The 20,723-nt window shown below is 53.6% G+C and carries 15 protein-coding genes; all 15 read left to right on the forward strand.

Features of this window, described 5'->3' with window-relative positions:
- The first annotated feature begins 174 nt into the window (after positions 1-174).
- Complete coding sequence (leuC, locus tag GSF01_RS11515; RefSeq protein WP_159884053.1) at positions 175-1,593, forward strand: 3-isopropylmalate dehydratase large subunit; 1,419 nt, start codon at positions 175-177, stop codon at positions 1,591-1,593.
- A gap of 57 nt (positions 1,594-1,650) precedes the next feature.
- Positions 1,651-2,250: a 3-isopropylmalate dehydratase small subunit gene (gene leuD, locus GSF01_RS11520; RefSeq protein WP_159884055.1), complete on the forward strand. Its 600-nt coding sequence runs from the start codon at positions 1,651-1,653 to the stop codon at positions 2,248-2,250.
- A 217-nt stretch (positions 2,251-2,467) separates the two neighbouring features.
- Positions 2,468-3,340: a 3-hydroxyacyl-CoA dehydrogenase family protein gene (locus GSF01_RS11525; RefSeq protein WP_159884057.1), complete on the forward strand. Its 873-nt coding sequence runs from the start codon at positions 2,468-2,470 to the stop codon at positions 3,338-3,340.
- Complete coding sequence (locus tag GSF01_RS11530) at positions 3,337-4,551, forward strand: acetate/propionate family kinase (RefSeq protein WP_159884059.1); 1,215 nt, start codon at positions 3,337-3,339, stop codon at positions 4,549-4,551. The genes GSF01_RS11525 and GSF01_RS11530 overlap by 4 nt, the downstream gene beginning before the upstream one ends.
- 88 nt (positions 4,552-4,639) lie before the next feature.
- On the forward strand, positions 4,640-5,938 hold the full coding sequence (asnS, locus tag GSF01_RS11535; RefSeq protein WP_159884061.1) for an asparagine--tRNA ligase: 1,299 nt from the start codon (positions 4,640-4,642) through the stop codon (positions 5,936-5,938).
- Between the two features lie 69 nt (positions 5,939-6,007).
- Positions 6,008-6,685 carry a DnaD domain-containing protein gene (locus GSF01_RS11540; RefSeq protein WP_159884063.1) on the forward strand — a complete coding sequence of 226 codons (678 nt, stop codon included), beginning with the start codon at positions 6,008-6,010 and terminating at the stop codon, positions 6,683-6,685.
- Positions 6,686-6,860: 175 nt separating this feature from the next.
- Positions 6,861-7,715 carry an ABC transporter ATP-binding protein gene (locus tag GSF01_RS11545; protein ID WP_159884065.1) on the forward strand — a complete coding sequence of 285 codons (855 nt, stop codon included), beginning with the start codon at positions 6,861-6,863 and terminating at the stop codon, positions 7,713-7,715.
- Complete coding sequence (locus tag GSF01_RS11550; RefSeq protein WP_407945759.1) at positions 7,675-8,772, forward strand: efflux RND transporter periplasmic adaptor subunit; 1,098 nt, start codon at positions 7,675-7,677, stop codon at positions 8,770-8,772. Before GSF01_RS11545 ends, GSF01_RS11550 begins: the two co-directional genes overlap by 41 nt.
- Positions 8,772-11,693 (forward strand): ABC transporter permease, encoded by a 2,922-nt coding sequence (locus GSF01_RS11555; RefSeq protein ID WP_159884067.1) that lies wholly within the window; start codon positions 8,772-8,774, stop codon positions 11,691-11,693. The genes GSF01_RS11550 and GSF01_RS11555 overlap by 1 nt, the downstream gene beginning before the upstream one ends.
- Before the next feature lie 7 nt (positions 11,694-11,700).
- On the forward strand, positions 11,701-12,588 hold the full coding sequence (locus tag GSF01_RS11560) for an ABC transporter ATP-binding protein (RefSeq protein ID WP_159884069.1): 888 nt from the start codon (positions 11,701-11,703) through the stop codon (positions 12,586-12,588).
- Between the two features lie 44 nt (positions 12,589-12,632).
- Entirely contained in the window at positions 12,633-14,105 is a 1,473-nt protein-coding gene (locus GSF01_RS11565) for an ABC transporter substrate-binding protein (RefSeq protein ID WP_159884071.1), read from the forward strand.
- Positions 14,106-14,164: 59 nt separating this feature from the next.
- The gene (locus GSF01_RS11570) at positions 14,165-16,372 is read left to right on the forward strand and encodes a hypothetical protein (RefSeq protein WP_159884073.1); all 2,208 of its coding nucleotides are present in this window, start codon (positions 14,165-14,167) and stop codon (positions 16,370-16,372) included.
- 186 nt (positions 16,373-16,558) lie between these two features.
- The gene (locus GSF01_RS11575; protein WP_159884075.1) at positions 16,559-17,098 is read left to right on the forward strand and encodes a GbsR/MarR family transcriptional regulator; all 540 of its coding nucleotides are present in this window, start codon (positions 16,559-16,561) and stop codon (positions 17,096-17,098) included.
- Between the two features lie 95 nt (positions 17,099-17,193).
- A complete protein-coding gene (locus GSF01_RS11580) occupies positions 17,194-20,304 on the forward strand; it encodes an efflux RND transporter permease subunit (protein WP_159884077.1) in 3,111 nt (1,036 codons plus the stop codon).
- Between the two features lie 49 nt (positions 20,305-20,353).
- On the forward strand, positions 20,354-20,723 hold a 370-nt coding region (locus tag GSF01_RS11585), incomplete at its 3' end, for a biotin/lipoyl-containing protein (protein ID WP_159884079.1).

The following is a 20,723-nucleotide window of genomic DNA, read 5'->3' on the forward strand; positions in this document are numbered from 1 at the left end:
AGGGGCTGCTTTTATTTGTATCGAAGCTGCCTTTCTTTATAGTTATTAATTATCAATCCTATAGATATTATATCTTGGAACAATGAAGTTGAACATGGTAGGATGTTCATTAAGCAAGGAAAACAAAGCAGCAAGACCTTAAGAATTATTCCTACAAGACTAGAGGTGTAACCGATGGCAAAAACAATGTTTGAAAAGATTTGGGACAACCATGTTATCCATTCGGAGCAGGGGAAGCCAAGTATCATCTACATCGACCTGCACTTGGTTCATGAAGTAACGAGCCCGCAGGCATTCGAAGGCCTTCGGCTTGCCGGCCGTCAGGTGCGCCGTCCCGATCTGACGTTCGCGACGATGGATCATAACGTACCGACCAAGGACCGTTTCAACATCACAGACCCGATCTCTAAGCAGCAGATCGATACGCTGAGCAAGAACTGTGCGGACTTCGGCGTCAAGCTGTTTGACCTGGACAGCATCGACCAGGGTGTCGTACACGTTATGGGACCTGAAGTGGGTCTGACGCATCCGGGCAAAACGATCGTCTGCGGCGACAGCCACACGTCTACGCACGGCGCATTCGGCGCACTTGCGTTCGGTATCGGTACAAGCGAAGTGGAGCACGTGCTTGCGACGCAATGTCTGCAGCAATCCAAGGCAAAGACGCTGGAAGTGCGCATTAACGGCAGTCTGAAGCCGGGCGTAACTGCGAAGGACTTGATCCTGGGCGTTATTGCCAAGTACGGTACGGACTTTGCAACGGGCTATGTCATCGAATATACGGGCGAGGCGATTCGTGCCTTGTCGATGGAAGAGCGGATGACCGTCTGTAACATGTCGATCGAAGCGGGCGCTCGCGCCGGTTTGATCGCTCCGGACGAGACGACGTTCGAATACTTGCGCGGACGCGACTATGTGCCTCAAGGCGAAGCCTTCGACCAAGCCGTAGCGGAGTGGAAGAAGCTGACGACGGATGAAGGCGCCGTGTATGACCGTGTCGTTGAATTTGACGCTGACAGCCTGATTCCGCAAGTAACCTGGGGAACAAGCCCGGGCATGGGCACGGACATCACGAGCAGCGTGCCGAATCCTGCGGATTTCACTACGGAGAATGAACGCAAGGCTGCCGAGAAAGCGATTGAATACATGGGTCTGACGCCGGGAACGCCAATGAGCGAAATTCCGATCGATTATGTATTTATCGGATCCTGTACGAACGGACGGATCGAAGACCTTCGCGCTGCGGCAAGCGTCGCTCAAGGGCATAAGGTATCGCCGAACGTGACGGCGATCGTGGTTCCAGGCTCTGGCCGCGTGAAGATTCAAGCCGAGAAGGAAGGCTTGGATAAAATTTTCACAGAAGCCGGATTCGAATGGCGCGATGCGGGCTGCTCGATGTGTCTTGCGATGAACCCCGACGTGCTTCAACCGGGACAACGCTGCGCTTCGACGTCCAATCGTAACTTCGAAGGCCGTCAAGGACGCGATGGACGGACGCATCTCGTCTCGCCTGCCATGGCTGCTGCTGCCGCCATCAAAGGCCGCTTCACAGACGTTCGCGACTGGGAGTTCAAAGTTAAACAAGAAGCGTAAGCCTATTATCATAGAACGGATCACTACCATTTTCCCGATGTAAGGAGCAGATTCGACATGGAAGCTTTCAAACAGCATACCGGACTCGTTGGCCCGGTCGACCGTGTGAATGTCGATACGGACGCGATTATTCCCAAACAATTTTTGAAGCGCATCGAGCGCTCGGGCTTCGGCCAGTTTTTATTCTACGAATGGCGTTTCAGCCCGAAGGGCGACGTTATTCCCGAGTTCAGTCTGAACCAGCCGCGTTATCAAGGCGCGTCGGTGCTGATCTCCCGTGCAAACTTCGGCTGCGGATCATCCCGTGAGCACGCCCCGTGGGCGATTCAGGATTACGGCTTCAAAGTCGTGATCGCGCCTTCGTTCGCCGACATTTTCTATAACAACTGCTTTAAGAACGGCATCCTGCCGATCAAGCTGAGCGAAGAGCAAGTGGAGGACCTGTTCCAGCGTACCGCTGCTCAAGAAGGCTACAAGCTTACCGTCGATCTGGAGAGCAACACGATTACGGATGCTCAAGGTCTTCATATTCAGTTCGAGCTTGACGAGCATCGCCGTCAGTTCCTGCTGCTCGGTCTGGACGATATCGGTCTGACGCTGCAGCATGCTGATAAAATCGCCGCTTACGAAGAGGCTCGCGCGGCCCGCTTGGCGTAAGAGCATCTTCAAAGTCTTGCCCGCCTTCCGTTGGATTGTCCACGGGAGGCGGGTTTTTTACTAGGCATTCCCGCTGGTATGGCGGTCTGAACGAAACTGTCCGCGTTCACCGATATGTCTAGATTTAGTCGTTAACGTGTGACATTTGTTTTATGAAAACGACCTGTCATTGTGTATAATATCACTGGGAAGGTGTAGGAAGGGAGAGAGACAACCTATGATATTCACCAAAATCGGTGTCGTCGGAGCAGGTACAATGGGGCAAGGCATCGCTGAGATGCTCGCTGCAAAAGGGCTTGATGTGTTGCTGGTCGAACGTTCGCCCGAACGTCTGGAGCAAGCCTGGGGACAGATTGAAATCAGCCTGGACAAGCAATTGGAAAAATGGGCCATAACGGTCCCGGAGAAGAAATTAATTTTATCCAAAATCCAAAAGGTTACGGATTGGAGCCGCCTGGCGGAATGCGATATGGTCATAGAATCCGTTACCGAGGACCTGGAGCTAAAAAAGCAGGTGTTCGCCCGGTTGGACGAGCTTTGCCCGACGGAGGTCGTGCTGGCCTCCAACACGTCGACTCTCAGCTTAACGGAGATGGCAGCCGAGACGAATCTTCCAGAACGGGTTATCGGACTTCATTTCCTGTACCCGGTTTCGAAAATTCATCTTGTGGAAATCATAAGGGCGGTCAAGACGAGCGAGGAAACGTTCGAGAAGACCAAACGATTTGTGGAGGACACGATTCAGAAGCGCGGTATACAGGTGTACGAATCTCCTGGATTCATCACTACGCGGCTCATCTGCATGCTGATCAACGAAGCGATGCACGCGCTCTCCGAACGTGTCGCTTCCGCCGAGGATATCGATAGCGCGATGCGGATCGGCTATGACTTTCATTACGGCCCGCTGGAAATGGCCGACCGCTTCGGTCTGGACGCCGTGCTGGCCGCTATGGAGCGGATGTTCCGCGAGTTCGGCGAGCTGAAGTACCGTCCCTCGTTCCTGTTGAAGCAGATGGTCCGCGCTGGAACTCTCGGTACGAAGACAGGACAAGGATTTTTCCGTTATGACAAGGATGGTGACCGGTTATGATTGTGCTCGTCATTAATGCGGGCAGCTCTTCCCTCAAGTTCCAGCTGTACAAAATGGAGGATGAGTCGGTGCTGGCCAAGGGCAAGGTCGAACGGATCGGGATGGAGTCGGCGATTTTGACCTATGAGCCTGAGGGGAAGCAGGATATCCGAGAGGTTCGGGAAATATTGGAGCATACGACCGCGATTCGCCGCGTGCTGGATATGCTGGTACACCCCGAATTCGGCGTGTTAAAGTCGGTTCGCGAGATTGAAGCCGTTGGCCATCGAGTGGTGCATGGAGGCGAGTCCTTCTCAAGCTCCGTGCTCGTGGATGAAGAGGTCAAGCAGGAGATCAAGCGGTTATTTGATCTGGCTCCATTGCATAATCCGGCCCATATGCTCGGCATTCAGGCCGTTGAGGCCAATATGCCGGATATTCCCCAGGCGGTCGTGTTCGATACGGCCTTTCACCAGACGATGCCGGCTGTCTCTTACCTATATCCGATTCCGATGGTGCTCTACAAGAAGCATCAAATTCGCCGCTATGGATTCCACGGAACCTCGCATGCGTATGTAAGCGAGCGAGCGGCGTCCTATATGGGCCGGCCGATCGAAGAATTGAAGCTTGTTACGTGCCACATCGGCAACGGGGCGAGCTGCGCGGCCGTGCTTCACGGCAAGTCCTTTGATACGAGCATGGGAATGACCCCGCTCGAGGGTCTGATGATGGGGACGCGGAGCGGCAATATTGATCCGGCCATCGTACCCTTTGCCATGGTCAAGGAGGAGTTGACGTTGTCCGAGGTGAACTCGATGCTGAACAAGCATAGCGGGTTGATGGCCATCTCGGGTCTCAGCAGCGACATGAGGGAAATTACGCAGGCGATGGGAGAGGGCGACAAAAATGCCGCCTTGGCCTTCGAGATGTACGAATATCGGCTGCGCAAATGCATCGGAGCCTACGCGGCAGCAATGAACGGCATTGATGCGATCGTCTTTACTGCAGGCGTCGGCGAAAACTCGGCCCCGCTCCGAGCCGCGGTATGCCGCAACCTGACTTATCTCGGGCTTCGTCTGGATGAGGAAGCGAATGACCGGCGGTCGCAGGATGACCGTGCCATTTCGACGCCGGAATCCCGGGTTCAGGTGCTGGTTATTCCGACGAATGAAGAGCTGGTTATCGCCCGGGATACGTACCGGTTGATTTTAGATCGCAATCCTGTAGAATAACGTGTAGAATGGGAAAAGGGCGCCGGTCGAACGTTTGTTCGCCGGCGCTCCTTGAGTTCAATCCATAGGAAGCGGGGAGGATGGCGGAATGAGCCGGAATGTAATCATGATCTCCGAGATTGGTCGGCATGTAGAGCAAACGATCACCATCGGAGGTTGGCTGCACAATATGCGGTCGAGCGGAAAGATCCGTTTCCTGCAGCTGCGCGATGGCTCCGGGTATATCCAGGGAGTGATCGTGAAGAGCGAGGTTTCGGAGCAGGTATGGGAAGACGCAGCGAAGCTGACGCAGGAAAGCTCGCTTTATGTAACGGGAGTGGTTCGGGAAGATACACGGAGCAAGGATGGCTTTGAGCTAAGCGTAACGGATGTCCAGCTCATTCAGCTGGCGACGGATTACCCGATTACGCCGAAGGAGCATGGCGTCGATTATTTGATGGACCACCGCCACCTGTGGATTCGGACGCCACGTCAACGGGCGATCCTTGCCGTGCGCTCGCACATTATACGGGCCGTGCAGCAATTTTTCGACGAACGCGGCTTTCATCTGGTCGATCCGCCGATTCTGACTCCATCCTCCTGCGAGGGAACGACCAACTTGTTCCATACGAAATATTTCGACGAGGACGCTTACTTAACGCAGAGCGGCCAGCTCTATATGGAGGCAGCCGCTATGGCGCTAGGCCGGGTGTATTCCTTCGGTCCTACCTTCCGCGCGGAAAAATCGAAGACTCGTCGGCATCTGATCGAGTTCTGGATGATTGAACCGGAGATGGCATTCGTCACTCATGAGCAAAGCTTGGAGATCCAGGAGCAGTTCGTTGCCTATGTGGTCCAGTCGGTGCTCAAGGCTTGTCCCAAGGAGCTGGCCGCCTTGGATCGGGATATTTCCAAGCTGGAGCGCATTCAAGCTCCGTTCCCGCGTATAACGTATGATGAAGCGGTGCAGTTCCTGAAGGATAACGGTCATGAATTCGAGTGGGGCGAAGATTTCGGCGCTCCTCATGAAACGGCCATTGCTCAGAGCTACGACAAGCCTGTCTTCATCACCCATTACCCGACTGAAATCAAAGCCTTCTATATGAAGCCGGACCCCGACCGTCCTGAGGTTGTGTTATGTGCGGATATGATTGCACCCGAGGGTTACGGGGAGATTATCGGCGGGAGCCAGCGGATTGACGACCCGGAGCTGATGGAGGAAAGGTTCAGGCAGCATGAGCTGTCCAAGGATGCCTATCAATGGTATCTCGATCTGCGCAAGTACGGTTCGGTGCCGCATTCCGGGTTCGGTTTGGGTCTGGAGAGGACCGTAGCCTGGATCTGTGGACTCGATCATGTGCGTGAAACGATTCCGTTCCCTAGGCTCCTGAATCGCTTGTACCCTTAGCCGTTGCAGGAGATGGAGCCTTGCGCACGAGAGAACAAGGGTAGTAAAAGCAGGGGGAGGACTTAAGTCTTGAGAGGAAATGATCGTGAGCTTGATGAGTTGTCAGCGATACTGATCGGCGGGTTGGCGGATAGTTATGCCGAAATTCCTTATTGGCTGCTCCGTTATTACCCGCGGCTGAGGCTGTCTGAGCTCGAGGCTATGCTGATTATTCAGGTGATGGCCTTTAAGCAGAAGGAGCAGAAAGATTTTCCGACCTTGGAGGAGCTGCAAGCCCGTATGTCCGTGCCGCAGGAAAAGGTGATCGCCGCGGTGCAGAAGCTGATGCTCGAAGGCTTGCTGCTTATCGACGAGTCGAGGGATCCTGCGACCGGCATTCACAGCGAAGCCTATAATTGGACGCCGCTGCTTGAGAAGCTGGCGGTTCTCCGGGCGGAGGAGTGGCTAGAGGAGCGGGCGAACCGGAGGCTTGCAGCCGCAGCTCGCGGGGAGCGAAAGGATATTTTCTCGATATTCGAGCGGGAATTCGGCCGGCCGCTGACCCCGATGGAGCTTGAATCGATTGCGGGCTGGCTCGACAAGGACGGTCATCCAGAGGCGCTGATCTTGGCGGGACTGAAGGAAGCGGTATTTGCCGGTAAAATTCATTTTCGTTATATCGATCGCATTCTGCTGGAGTGGCAGCGCAACCGGATCATGACCGTTGAGCAGGCCAAGGAGCATTCCCAGAAATTCAGAAGCCGATAGGCTGAAAGCGAACAGGCATTCGTCGCGGGACGGATGCCTGTTTGCTAGGCAGGCAAGTTGGAAGCAATTATTAATTTTTCCATAGGTGCTGTAACTTTTTGAACGACTTCATCGTCTATCAAGGTGTGCATACATAGCGTAAACTGTCGATATTGAAAAGTAAAGGAGGGTCAGCATGATCCGTTGGCTGCGCAAACATAAAGAGCAAGCCGAGATGGCGGCTGCAGGATCTGCTTCTCCGGGGGAGAAGGAGGGCACAGGCGGCGGACCGGATGATCGTCATATTCAGGAGGCCGCTCCGACAGTCGAGGCCCGGCAGGTCGGGATGAGCCCGCAGCCGGCGATCGATACGAGCGTGCCGCTGCTGACAGTGTCCGGCGTGGAGCGATCGTTCCCGGTAGGAGGACAGCAGCTTCATGTGCTCAAAGGGATCGACCTTTCGTTGTATCCGACGCAGCTTGCGATGCTGAAAGGCAGGTCAGGCTCGGGTAAAACGACGCTGCTGAATTTGATCGGCGGTCTCGACCAGCCGAATAAGGGCGAGATCAGGTTCAAGGAGCATTTGTTTCATCAATGCGGCGATGATGAGCGGACATACATACGCAGGAAAGAAATCGGTTTTATTTTTCAGTCATTCGCTCTCATGCCGCTGTTGTCCGCCTGGGAAAATGTCGAGCTGTCCATGCGGATGGCAGGTATCCCGAGAGCGCAATGGAAGCCGCGGGTTACGCACTGTCTGGAGCTTGTCGGCTTGGCCAAACGGATGCATCATCGTCCGTTCGAGCTGTCCGGAGGCGAGCAGCAGCGGGTAGCCATCGCCAAAGCCATCGCGCATAAGCCGAGCCTGCTGCTTGCGGACGAGCCGACCGCCGAGCTTGACTCGCAGATGGGCGCACAGGTGATGGGCGTGTTCCGCGACATCATCGAAACGGAGCGCATGACGATCTGTATGACGACACATGATCCGACAATAATGGAGGTAGCCGACCGTGTTTTCGAAATGGTGGATGGGAAATTTATCAATAGCTAAACAAGCGGCTAGGCCCGCGGCTTTAGCCTGCTTGGCATTATCGATGGCTTTAGCCTCCGGCTGCTCGCTGCTGCCCAAGGAGGAGGAAGAGGAGACGATTCCGGTTATCCAGGCTCCGAAGCTGTCCAAGAAGCCGGAATATCAGGTGAAAACAGGGACGCTGGAGTCTACAGCAAGGGGATCCGGCCGGATGATGGCAACGGTCGAGGAGGATTTGTACTTTACCGACGAGACGAGCCGCAGGATCAAAAATATGCTGGTCAAAACCGGCGATAATGTCGTTCAAGGCCAAGTGATCGCGGAGCTTGACGTTACGGAGCTGGAGAGCGAGCTCAAACAGAAACGGCTTCAGACCCGCAAGGATGAACTCGCGATGATCGAAACGCTGCGCAACGCCGACGGCAAGAGCGCAGAGGAGATCGAGCAGGCGAAGATCTCCTTTGAGCTGGAGAGGGAGAAGCTGAACAAGCTCGAAAGCACGATTGCCAAAGCGAGCCTGACGGCTCCGTTCTCCGGCACCATCGTCTCTGTTTATATGAAGAAGGGCGATTCGGTCAAGGCGTACGATGCAGTCGCCACGATAGCGGATCTGTCGCAGCTGACAGTGGCCGCCACTTTGAGCGCAGACGATCTGAAGAAGGTGGCCGTCGGCATGGAGGTGCGCGTCGATATCAACGCTCTCGGACAGCACAAAGGCACAGTTCAGCAGCTGCCTAATCCGAAGACGAACGAGAACAACAACAATGGCGGCTATCCGGGAGACGGGCAGAGGCAGCCCGATTCCATCGAGAATTATATGCTCGTGAAGCTAGACCCGTTCCCGCAGGGCGTCGACCGCGGCAGACCGCTGAGCGTCACCGTCATTACCAATCGCAAGGAGAACGCGGTGGTCATCCCGGTCGCTGCGCTTCGTTCGTATTCCGGACGCAACTATGTACAAGTGCAGGAAGCTGACGGAAGCAAGCGGGAAGTGGATGTGGAGATCGGCCAGCAAACCCCGACTGAGGTGGAGATCCTGAAGGGTCTTACGCCTGGGCAGAAAGTAGTGGGTCGCTAATGCCGATGCTTCGTTTTCTTTTCCGGAAAATGTGGAATACCAGGTGGCTGACGCTCAGCACACTGGTCGGCCTTATCATGGCCGTCGCTTTCACTACCAGCATACCTATGTATGCGGACGGCTCGCTGAAGCGTGTCGTCGCCAAGACACTGGAAGAGAAAAGCGACGGACTGCCTGCAGGCTCCGTGATGATCCGCTATCAGGCCAGCGGCAGCGAACGTGCCGATCTGAATGACCTGAAGGAAGTGGACGGGTATATCGCTGAGGAGCTGCCCAAGGAGATCGCTTTTCCATACGATGCCTTCGTTCGTACATACTCCATCCGAGCAGCCCAGATTACGCCGGAGGATCCGACGAAGGTGGATGCCAGCAAGCGCCGCCAGCTCACGTTATTTGCCCAATCCGGGTTAAAGGAGAAGGTAGAGCTGACCCAGGGTGCCTGGTTCTCGGAGCAGCCGCAAAATGGCGTCGTCGAGGTAGTCATGTTCGAGGAGGGGCTTTATCGGGGCGATATGCGCGTCGGAGATACGTTTACCTATCCGATCGCGGGCGGGCTCGGCATAGCGCCGATCAAAATCAAGATCGTCGGCGCCTATAAGCCGCTGGACGATAACCATCCCTATTGGTACCAAGGTCTGGAAGGGCTGCTCAGTTCGGCTTTTATGAGCGAAGCGGGCTTTCAGGATCACCTGTTGACCAGCAAAAAAATACCGCTGAATCTGGCGAATTGGTATTATGCCTTCGATCTGCGCGAGATTCAGACGAGTCAGCTGTCCATGCTGGAAAGGAAGCTTGACCGGCTTGGGATGACACTGTTCCAACTGCTTAAGAATACGCGCGTGGACATCTCGTTCATTCCGCTGCTTCAGGAGTTCAAGGTGCAAAGCGTCCAACTGCAGATTATGCTGTTCACGCTGGCTGCGCCGATGATCGCGATGGTATTCTACTACATCGTCATGAACGCGAGGCAGTCGCTTGACAAGCAGCGCACCGTCATTGCTGTCATTCGAAGCAGGGGAGGCAGCACGGGGCAAATTATTTGGATCTATTTGCTTGAAGGCTTGCTGCTTGGCGGCATAGCTCTCGTGCTTGGGCCGATGCTGGGCTGGTTCATGGCGAAGAGTATAGGCTCCTCCAGCGGTTTCTTGACCTTCGTAGACCGGAAGGCCGTGCCGGTCGGCGTGTCTGCGGATGCGCTGCTGTACGGAGCGGCCGCGGTGGTCATTGCGATTCTGGCCAGTGTCATTCCGGCGATCATATTCGCGCGCGCCTCGATTGTCAGCTACAAGCAGAAGCTTGCCCGGTCGGACAAAAAGCCGTTTTGGCAAAAATGGTTTCTGGATGTCGCTTTGCTGGGACTGGTCGGTTATGGGTATTATCTGTTCGGCCAGCGCCAGGACTTATTCAGTCAGACGGGTATGACGACGGATCAACTGCAGGTTCATCCGCTGCTGTTCTTCATTCCGGCACTATCGATTATCGCACTTGGGCTATTCTTCCTGCGGTTGTTCCCATGGCTGCTGCGCATCGGAAACTGGCTTGGCAAGCGGCTGCTGCCGGTACCGGTTTACTTGACGCTGACCCAGCTCAGTCGTTCATCAACGGCCTATTATCCGCTGATGATCTTGCTTATTCTTACACTAGGCCTGGGGATTTATAATGCCTCGGCAGCCCGTACGATCGATCTGAACTCAACGGACCGCATTCTTTACGCCTACGGTACCGACGTGATCATGCGGGCCGACTGGGTCGCGGTTTCTGATGAGCTCCCTCAGAACAATTCCTCGCAAGGGGGGCAAGGAGGCCAAGGTCAAGGACAGGGAGGTCAGGGCCAAGGCCAAGGCCAAGGCCAAGGCGGTCAAGGAGGAGGCGCGGGCCCAGGGCAGGGCGGTCAGCAGGGCGGCGCTCAGCCGCCTCCGAAGCTGCGCTTCATCGAGCCTCCGTTTGAGCTGTTTCGCGAGCTGGAGGGCGTCGAGCACGCAGCACGCGTCATGACCCTGAAAAGCAATGCGGTTGTCTCGGGCAAATCGATCGGCCAAGGGATGCTGATGGGGATCGACAATGTCGATTTTGCCGAGGTCGGCTGGTTCCGCAAGGATCTGTTCAAGATTCATCAAAATCAATATCTCAACCTGCTTGGACAATATGAGCAAGCGGTCATTATCCCGACCAAGCTTGCCGAGCGGCATAACATCAAGCCGGGCGACCTGATGAATATTACGATATCCGGCCAGTCCGTCGAATTCGTCGTCGTCGCCTCGCTGCCTTACTGGCCGAGCCAATATCCCGATGAAATCCCGTTTTTCATCGCGAATCTGGAGTATGTGTATGACCAGGCTCCCGTGGTGCCTTACGATGTATGGTTGAAGCTGAAGGACGGGGCAAAGGTAACGCCTATGCTTGAGGCATTACGCGCCAAAAACGTAGACATTGCCACTGTGAAGGACGTGAAAAGCGAGCTGGTTATTCAGAAGAAGCATCCTGCTAGGGGCGGCGTTTTCGGTATATTGAGCCTTGGCTTCTTAGTTTCCGTATTCGTCTCGTTAATCGGCTATGTGTTGTACTGGTTTTTCAACCTGTCGAGCCGCGTGGTTCAATTCGGGGTATTGCGCGCCATGGGCTTATCGCGCCGCCAACTGACAGGTATGCTGCTGCTTGAGCAGTTGTTCACCGCAGGTCTTGCAATCGCTCTGGGCTTCGGAATCGGTAAGCTGACGAGTTATTTGTTCCTGCCCTTCCTGCAGAACTCCGAGAATGTGCAGACCCAGGTGCCGCCGTTCCGTGTGATCTTTGACTCGCGGGATACCAGTCAATTGTATCTGGTTGTCGCAGTCATGATGCTGACCGGCGCGAGCCTGCTGTTCCTCCACATCCGGCGATTGCGGGTTCATCAGGCCGTGAAGCTTGGAGAGGAGAAGTGATGCTGCAGTGATTTACTGTGAGGGACTCGTCAAAATATATAAGACCGACGACCTGGAGGTCGTCGCGCTGCAAGGCCTCAATATTGAAGTGGCTCCCGGTGAGATGATGGCAATTATCGGGAACAGCGGCAGCGGGAAATCGACGTTGTTGAATATTTTGGGCGGTCTGGACCGCCCTTCCGCCGGTCAGGTTCGTGTTGGCGATTGGAACCTGCTCAAGATTACGGATGAAGAGCTTGTTCAGTATAAGCGAAAAACAGTCGGGTTTATTTGGCAGAATAACGCGCGGAACTTGATTCCGTATCTAACCGCTCTGGAAAACGTAGAGATGCCCATGATGCTGAGTGGGGTCTACGACCGCGCCTATGCCAGACAGTTGCTGGAGTGGGTCGGTCTGAAGGAACGGATACATAACAAGCTGCAGCAGCTCTCCGGCGGGGAGCAGCAGCGAGTGGCGATTGCCATCTCGCTTGCCAACCGACCTTCCTTGCTGCTCGCGGACGAACCGACCGGATCAGTCGACACGAGAACGTCGGATATGATTATGGATATATTCCGCCGCCTGAATAAAGAGCTTGGAGTGACGATCGTCATCGTTACCCATGATATGACGCTCGCTGGGAAAGTGGATCGGGTCGTCGCTATCCGGGATGGCATGACGAGCACCGAATTTATCAAACGCAACCCGAGCCTGGATCAGACGGAAGCAGAGGCTGCAGCTGCGCTTGGAGGCGTCCACGAGGAATATGTAGTGCTCGACCGCGTGGGCAGGCTGCAGATCCCGGCGGCCTACCTGAAGTCGCTGGGGATCGAGGGCAAAGCTTCGATGGAATTTGACGGGGAGCAGATCATTATCAAAACACCGAAATCGCTGGACGGGCAGACAGACGAATGACCAAAAGTAAAGATCAGCTAAACGAAATCGGAGGGAAAAGAAAGATGAATAAACGTTTAAAACGCACAATGCTGGTCACGCTCAGCGTCGGACTCATGGTGCCTGTACTGCAAGCCTGCACGAAGGCGGGAAGTACCGACGATAAGACGGAGAAGGTGCTGCGAATCGCGACGACGATGTACGCCGGCCCCAATGATGAGTATTTCCGCCAGCGCTTTACCGAGCTTTATGAATTCGCGAACAAAAATGTGAAGATCGAGATCATTCCTACGATGGATGACCGGTATATGTATGGATATGGACGCCCTGATCCGAATGAAAAGCCGAAGGACCCGGCTGAGAAGCTGAAGGAACTGATGAATGGCGACAATCCGCCCGATGTTGTGATGTTTGGTTATGAGCAGCTGCCGAATTTGGTGGAGGAAAACCTGCTTACCCAGCTTGATCCGCGCATAAGCACTGACAAGTTCGACACGACTGACATCGTCCCTGCGGTGCTGGATGGAATCAAGAAAGCCGGCGACGGCAAAATTTATGGGCTTTCCCCAACATTTAATTCCTCGGCCGTTATTTACAATAAAAAGATGTTCGATGAAGCGGGTGTGGAATATCCTACGGATAAGATGCCTTGGCCGGATATGTTTGATCTGGCGCGCCGGCTGTCCAAGGGCGAGGGGAAGGACCGCAAATACGGCTTCTCCTTCTCCACCTATAGCATGGGCGGCGATATTTACTATACCACTCAGTCTTACACGATCCCGCTTCAGCTTCGTATATTTGATGACAAGGCGGAGAAAATGACGGTCAATACCGACCAATGGGAGAACGTCTGGAAGACATTGGTGCAGCTGAAGACGGAAAAGCTTCTGCCGGAGCCCCTGGACATGAGCAATATGCACATGCAGGCACCCGAAGACTACAATCCTTTCCAGCATGATGACTTTTTATCCGGCCGCACGGCGATGGCTATCACCTATTACGGTGATCTTGATCGGATTAACAATGCCATGAAGAATGGTCAAAATATCAAGGGCTTCACTCCGTTCGAATGGGATGTAGTGACGCTGCCCGTCCACCAGGAGGCGCCGGATGTAGGAGCCAATATCGGCATGGAAAGCGTGATGGGGATCAACGCCAAGGCGCAGAACGCCGAAGAGGCCTGGAAGTATATCCAGTTCATTAACGGCGAGGATTGGGCTAAGCTCAAGGCAAGCAGCAATCATAATATCGTATCCCGTCAAAAATATATCAAGAAAAAAGACGGTCTGGATTTCAACATGAAGGCATTCACTACGTTAATGCCGGCACCAATGCAGGAGGATTTCAAGCTCTACCGCGAGAATCAAAACTTGTATCAGGTGAACAACATCGGCGCCCGCCTGTTCCAGGAAGCGGCCGAGGGCAAGATGTCGGTGCGCGATGCCTTGAAGCAATGGGAAACCGAGGGCAATCAAATGCTGCAGAGAATCAAGGATAATCCGAATGGTCCCATAGATGCCATGCCGATGGCGGGTTAGCCGTACGATCATCAAACATTGATATCACTCACCATGTCTAGAGGAGGATCACCACAAACATGAACATAAGACGCAAACGCAATCAGCGGGCCAGCCTCTGGCTCCTTGCCTCCACTCTTGCTCTCGGCAGCGCCGTCCCCGCTTATGCGGCGGACGGTTCCGGCGGGACCGGCGCCCCAAGCGCTGCCGTCCTGTCTACGGGAACTGCGCCGGCGATCGGGCAGGTGGCAGTAACGCCGACAGGCACGTTCGAGCTTAAAAATCTGTATATGATGCCGGAGCAAGGTGGAAAAACCGTTATCTTTACTTTGACGGTGAATAATAACGGGACAAGCGACCTGCAGTTTATCGACTATTGGGTGAGGCTGCGGACGAAGTCCGGCAATCAGATCACGGTAAAGGTACTGCCGCAGGATAAGGAAAAAAACCGCGTGACCCCGAAATCGAGTCAGGATATCGGCTTTTATGCTACCGTGAATCAAGCGACCGAGCTGAAAGATCTCATTTTCGATGTTATTAAATGGGATTTCACACAAGCGAACTTCGAGCGAACCATCGGTCAAATCCCGGTTCCAGATACGTACAGTATCGTTACAGCTCCGGGCAGCTCACAGACGATCTCCATGAATGACAATCCCGTCAGCACGACGGTCGAGAAGGTCTATGTGGGCAAGAATGAGAAAAATTATACGCCGACCATTAAGCTTAAAATGGCGAATACCGGCAGCCGGAGCGTAACCGTTCCCACCTATCAATATATGATTCGCACGGCGGAGGGCTATATGTATCCGCTCAATGCGAAGGGCGCGAAGGAATTGACGATCAACCCGCAGACGGACAAGAGCCTCGAGCTGACCGGTTCGGTCCCTGTGTCGCTTAAGGTGGAAGGGTGGCAGCTGGTGATTGTCCAACATGCCGCTGATTTAAAGCTGAACCTGCCGGTGGCATTCTTTGCCCTGCCTCCCATATCCGAGCCCGATAGCGTAGGCACGGGTCAGACCTATGACTTTACGAACAAGGATGGCTCCTACACCGCCGAATTGAATTCTGTTTATCGTACGCCTTGGGAAGATCAGGACATCCTGGCCGCCACGCTAACGCTAGGCAATAAGGGCAGCGAATCGCTCCCGCTTCCAGCTCTCACCGGATATTTCATGCTGGATGACAACATCAAGGTAGAGGCGAAGCTGATCCGTACGGATAAGGTGATCGGTCTGTCCGCAGGCGGCAGCCTGCAGTATCAATTTATCGGCAAGATTCCTTATACGTACGAATTTGCCAAGGCGAAGCTTGTGCTGCAGGAAAAAACGGGCGGAACGGGAGACGGCTCAGGTACAGGCGGCTCTACGGATACGAGTACGACCGAGGATTTGCTCGAGTTCGTGCACAGCTCGGAGCTCATGAGCATCCCACTGAACAATGTCGGGGATACCTATATGGTGACGAGCGTAGGGCGGAGCTCCAGCTACAAAGTCCGCAATCTGACGACCTATTCGGGCGACACCTCGGATACGATCGCCGTTCAACTGGAAGCCGTCAACCTGGAGAAGCGCTCCAATGACATGCCTAAGCTGGTGACCTCCTTCCGTGCGGCGGACGGCTCCGTGCTGCCGGCTGCGAATCCGGAGATCAAGAGCAAAATTACACCGGGAGGCACCGCGCTGCTCTTTCTGACCACTCCCGTGAAGAAAGGATTTTCTGTAGAAGGCTTGCAGCTTCTGATCGGCGATGCGATTACACAGGATAAGCTGAGCGAAGGCAAGGATGAGCCTGATGCTTACGTGAATGCCGCTTCGTTCTGGCTGCCTGCCGAAAACCAGGAGGTTAAGTCGAAGGCGCAGGATATGGAAGTTGGTCCATACAAGCTGTCCATGAGCAAGATTCATACACGCGGAGACGAGACGGGGATTCAGCTCTACTTTGATTATGAGCTGACGAAAAGCTTGTTGAGCGAAACGAATCTGGAAGGCCGCAAGCTGACCATTGCTGTTGAGGACCGAGAGGATAGGGTCAAGTTTAGCTGGGATATGGACCTTTCCAAATTTGAGGAGCAGAATACGGAGAATGGAACGGATCCGCTGCAGAACCAAACCGGACAAATCAAGCTGGGCAAGAAAGAGAAGTTCAAGCTGAGCAAAGATAATAGAGAATTTATGTATATGGTCAGATTTCTAAAAGATTACGATTTGAAAGTCTACGAAACATTTAACGGTCAAAAGAAGCTTTTGGCTTCCCAGCAAATCTCCTGGTTCGAAACGACGGACTAATCCTCTGATATTTTTAAAAAAGTTTGGAGCAGGGAATGAAACCGTTTCTGCCCGGGTGCGTAAAACCTGGCAGGGACGGTTTTTGTTTCATTGAAAAAATGGTTGACAGAACCGGTTTCAAGTATTACGTTTGTATCGTTAACATCCTTCTTAACGATCAAAACATACATAACTGAGGAGAGCAAGATGAATCAAACACCGCATTCGTTTACGGATCTGAAGCGCTTGGTTAGCCATGCGATGTCCCAGTCTTTCGAGTCGGAAGGCTTCAGCCCGCTGGTAGGTCGGATTTTTGGGCTGCTGCTGTTCGCTCCGGAGCCTGTGAGCCTTCAATCAATGGCTGAGCAGCTGGGCGTGTCCAAAGCCGCTGTAAGCGTCCAGGTACGTACTCTGGAGCGAAATTCCATGTGCCAGAAGCTTACAAGCAGCAGCGACCGGAAGGACTACTATTACATTGCTGATGATGTCAATGCGACCGCCCTTCGTTCAACCAAGCAGAAGATGGACGCTATGACTCAGCAGGTTCAATCCACGCTGTCCGCTATGGAGACACTGACGGATATCGCCCCTGACGAACAGAATTCCTTCCAAGCTGCGAAAAGGCGATTTGAAGAATCTGTAGCGATGTATGGTCTTATATCTTCGAAGCTAGAAGGACTGGAGGAGGAGTGGCTGCTCGTTAGACAACAGCTTTATGAGGGTCAAAATGGCAAGGAGATAACTTAATACAGTCGTTATCCTCGATTTATTTGCATAAATTGAAGGGTTCCCTGAAAAAGCTGCGTCTAAGTTGTCAGCAATTCTAATGGAGGAGTAGAGAGATGAATCAATTAACGAATTTTTCCATGAAAAACATCACGGCTGTTATCATCATCGTCCTTCTTTTGTTCGGAGGTGGAGTCTTTGCATCAACGACATTGAAGGTCGAAAGCATGCCGGACATTTCGTTCCCGGTAGTGCTCATTACTACTCAGTACACGGCGCCTCCTAAGGATGTACTGGATGGCGTCACCGAGCCGCTGGAGAAGGCGGTAGCAAGCCTGGAGGGGCTAAAGAATCTCAGTTCCTCCTCAAGCGATAACTTCTCACAGATTGTATTGGAGCTGGAGCAGTCGGTAAATACAGACGACGCCAAGCGCGATGTAGAGGGCTTGATCTCCAATGTGAGATTGCCGTCCGGCTCCGAGAAGCCGAAGGTAACAACGTTCGGCTTTGCCTCCGAGCCGGTATACTATTTATCGCTTTATGCGCAGAACGGCATGGGGCAGCAAGAGCTTGATAAGCTGTATAAAGATGTGATCGAGCCTGGCTTTAACGCGATGAAAGGGATCGACCATATCGACTCTATCGGTAATCAGGAGTCGGTACTGACGATGAAGCTGAACGGCAATGCGATCAACAACTACGGCCTGACACCGGTTCAAGTTTCCCAAAGCATCAGGGCGGCGCTTGCGACGAGTCCTGCAGGTACGGTCGACTTTAACGGGACCGAGCAGATGGTCAGGGTCAAAAGCGATCTGAACACCATCTACAGCCTAGAGAATATGAAGATCAGTACGGCTTCCGGTACGACGGTGTCGCTTAAGGATATCGCGAAGGTGGAAGCCATCACGGAATCTACGTTTATCTCCCGGTTGAACGGACAACCGGCCATCGGCGTGCGCTTGTACAAGACTAAAAATGCCAACGCGGTGGAATTCGGCGACGAGGCCGACAAGCTGATGGAAGGCTGGAAGCAGCAGTACCCGAATATTACCTTCCAAGGTATTTATAACAGCGCCAAGGATATTAAGGAATCGATTAACGGAATGCTGAAAGAGGGCATCCTGGGCGCCTTGCTCGCCTCCATCATGATTTTGCTCTTCTTAAGAAATGTTCGGATGACGATCATCGTTTTGGTCTCCATCCCTCTCTCGATGCTGATTACGCTAATGGTCATGGCGCCGCTAGGGATTTCTCTTAATATTATGACGCTCGGCGGTATGGCCATTGCGATCGGCCGTGTAGTCGACGATAGTATTGTCGTCATCGAGAATATTTACAGTCAACTGCAGAAGGCGCAGGAGCGAAATGAATCGGTCATCAAGATGGCTACGGCCCAAGTGGCCTCTGCCATTACCTCCTCTACGATTACGACCGTAGGCGTATTCGCCCCGATCGCCTTCGTTAGCGGCGTGCTGGGAGAAGTGTTCCGCCCGTTCGCTATCACGCTGGGCGTGGCGCTGTTATCCTCGCTGATCGTTGCGGTCACGGTTATACCGATGCTAGCCAAACTGCTCGTACTGAGCAGTAAAAATATTAAAACCCATGATGAAGCAGCGGTAGGTAAAGTGTCTATTGGTTACAAGAAGGCGTTGCTCTGGTCACTCAACCATCGGATTCTGACGGTTATTATTTCGGTAGTGCTTCTGGTTGTCTCCATTGTGGGGACGGTGCCATTCCTTGCTCAGAGTTTTATGCCGGAGAGCGATTCGGATAAAATGATGCAGTTCTCGATTAAAATGCCTCGTGAGACGACCATTGAGTCTATGAACGAGAAGGTCAAAGAGATCGAAGCCATGATGTTCGAGTCCAAAGACCCGGCCGGTCAACCGACCTTCGATTATGTAGAGTCTTCGATTGGGTATAACATGGGCAGCGATCGTATCCCGTACCGCTCGTCCTTCTTCGCGGTAGCTTCCGAAGCTTCGGATGCCAAGGCGGTCGCCCAAGAATTCAAAACTCGGATCGGGGAATTGCTCCCGGCCGGCTCAGAAGCTGAAGGAGCGGTGCTAAGCATGGCCGGCACGGGAAGCGGGGGAGCGGACTTCAACTACATGCTGAAGGGCGAAGATATGCTCTATCTCCAGGAAGGCGCCAAACAGGTTAAAGAAAAGATGAAAGAATTCCCTGAGCTTGTCGATATCAAGGACAGCTTGAGCGAATCCAAGATGGAAGTGGAAATCAGCGTCGATCAGAACAAGGCTCGTTTGTATGGATTGTCCTCCTCGCAAATCATGGAAGGCGTACATATTTGGCTGGCTGAAGAGAAGATTGGTGATCTAAAGTTTGATAATGCGACCTTCGAAACAAAGGTAATGGTAGATCCCAGCTTCAAAGACTCCATTGATAAAATCGGACGTTTCTCGATTATGACACCGACGGGCGTGAAGGTAGCCTTAAATGAAGTAGCCAAGGTCAATCAGATCGAAGCGCCTGCCACGATCACTCGTGATCAGCAGACGCAGTTCTTACGGGTAACAGCCAAAATCGATTCTGCTGATAAGGGCGGCATAAGCGCGAAGGTGACGAATGAATTGAATAAGCTCGAGCTGCCGCCGGGCGTACGTACGGAAGTAAAAGGGGTAACGGACGATATTCAGGAGAGCTTCAAACAAATGTTTGTCGCGATGCTCGCTTCGGTCTTTATTGTGTACTTGATCATGGTGCTGGCGTTCGGCAACGGTAGCGCGCCATTCGCTATTCTCTTCTCGCTGCCACTGGCTGCGATCGGGGGACTGGTAGCGCTGCTGATTACGGGTGAGTCGATCAATATCACGTCGCTCATCGGCTTCCTGATGCTGATCGGGGTCGTGGTCACGAATGCTATCGTTCTCGTGGACCGTGTTCAGCAGCTTCGCGAAGAAGGGCATTCGGTCCGCGATGCGCTGATCGAGGCAGGTATGACCCGGCTTCGTCCGATTATCATGACAGCCGGGGCAACGATTATCGCTCTGATGCCGCTCGCCTTGGGCTTCTCGAAGGGAGCTATTATCTCTAAAGGTCTTGCGGTAGTCGTAATCGGGGGGTTAACCACATCTACGCTGTTGACGCTTGTCGTCGTACCGGTTGCCTATGATCTGATCGAAGGATTCAAGCGTCGCATTGGCCGACGTTTCCGCAAGAAGGAGAAAGCGGCCGTCGACGCGAACGTCACTTCCGCTACCCATTAATCCTGTAATCAGAGACATAGACAGATATAGGGAAAAGGAGAATCGATCCATGAATCCGAAAAAGAAAAACAAAATGACATCCAGCTCCAAGGTGCTGAGTGCCGTCGTGATCAGCACAGCGCTGGTCGCCGGCTGCTCGGCCCAACCTGCCGAGCAGCCCGCCGTAACCGCCGAGTCGCAAGTGAAAACCGTTAAGGTAGCTCCGGTGGAGAAGAAAAAAATCGGCGAGCCGCTGGAGCAGGTGGCCGATATCTCCGCCTCCGTCCAGATGGATATCGTAGCCAAGGTCAATGGGGATGTGCTCCAGGTCTTGAAAAAACGCGGCGAGTTCGTCGAGCAGGGCGACATTCTGTTCCGCATCGATCCGACTGACCTGCAGATTCAGAAGGAAAAGGCGCAAATCTCGGTAGCGGGCACCC

This window comes from Paenibacillus puerhi (assembly GCF_009846885.1).
GTDB classification, from domain to species: Bacteria; Bacillota; Bacilli; order Paenibacillales; family NBRC-103111; genus Paenibacillus_G; species Paenibacillus_G puerhi.

Excerpts from the sequence above, each read along its gene's own strand:
- GSF01_RS11530 (WP_159884059.1), top strand. The coding sequence starts at position 3,337 with ATGATTGTGCTCGTCATTAATGCGGGCAGCTCTTCCCTCAAGTTCCAG.
- asnS (WP_159884061.1), top strand. The coding sequence starts at position 4,640 with ATGAGCCGGAATGTAATCATGATCTCCGAGATTGGTCGGCATGTAGAG.
- GSF01_RS11575 (WP_159884075.1), top strand. The coding sequence starts at position 16,559 with ATGAATCAAACACCGCATTCGTTTACGGATCTGAAGCGCTTGGTTAGC.
- GSF01_RS11570 (WP_159884073.1), top strand. The coding sequence starts at position 14,165 with ATGAACATAAGACGCAAACGCAATCAGCGGGCCAGCCTCTGGCTCCTT.
- leuC (WP_159884053.1), top strand. The coding sequence starts at position 175 with ATGGCAAAAACAATGTTTGAAAAGATTTGGGACAACCATGTTATCCAT.
- GSF01_RS11565 (WP_159884071.1), top strand. The coding sequence starts at position 12,633 with ATGAATAAACGTTTAAAACGCACAATGCTGGTCACGCTCAGCGTCGGA.
- GSF01_RS11525 (WP_159884057.1), top strand. The coding sequence starts at position 2,468 with ATGATATTCACCAAAATCGGTGTCGTCGGAGCAGGTACAATGGGGCAA.
- GSF01_RS11555 (WP_159884067.1), top strand. The coding sequence starts at position 8,772 with ATGCCGATGCTTCGTTTTCTTTTCCGGAAAATGTGGAATACCAGGTGG.
- GSF01_RS11545 (WP_159884065.1), top strand. The coding sequence starts at position 6,861 with ATGATCCGTTGGCTGCGCAAACATAAAGAGCAAGCCGAGATGGCGGCT.
- GSF01_RS11580 (WP_159884077.1), top strand. The coding sequence starts at position 17,194 with ATGAATCAATTAACGAATTTTTCCATGAAAAACATCACGGCTGTTATC.
- leuD (WP_159884055.1), top strand. The coding sequence starts at position 1,651 with ATGGAAGCTTTCAAACAGCATACCGGACTCGTTGGCCCGGTCGACCGT.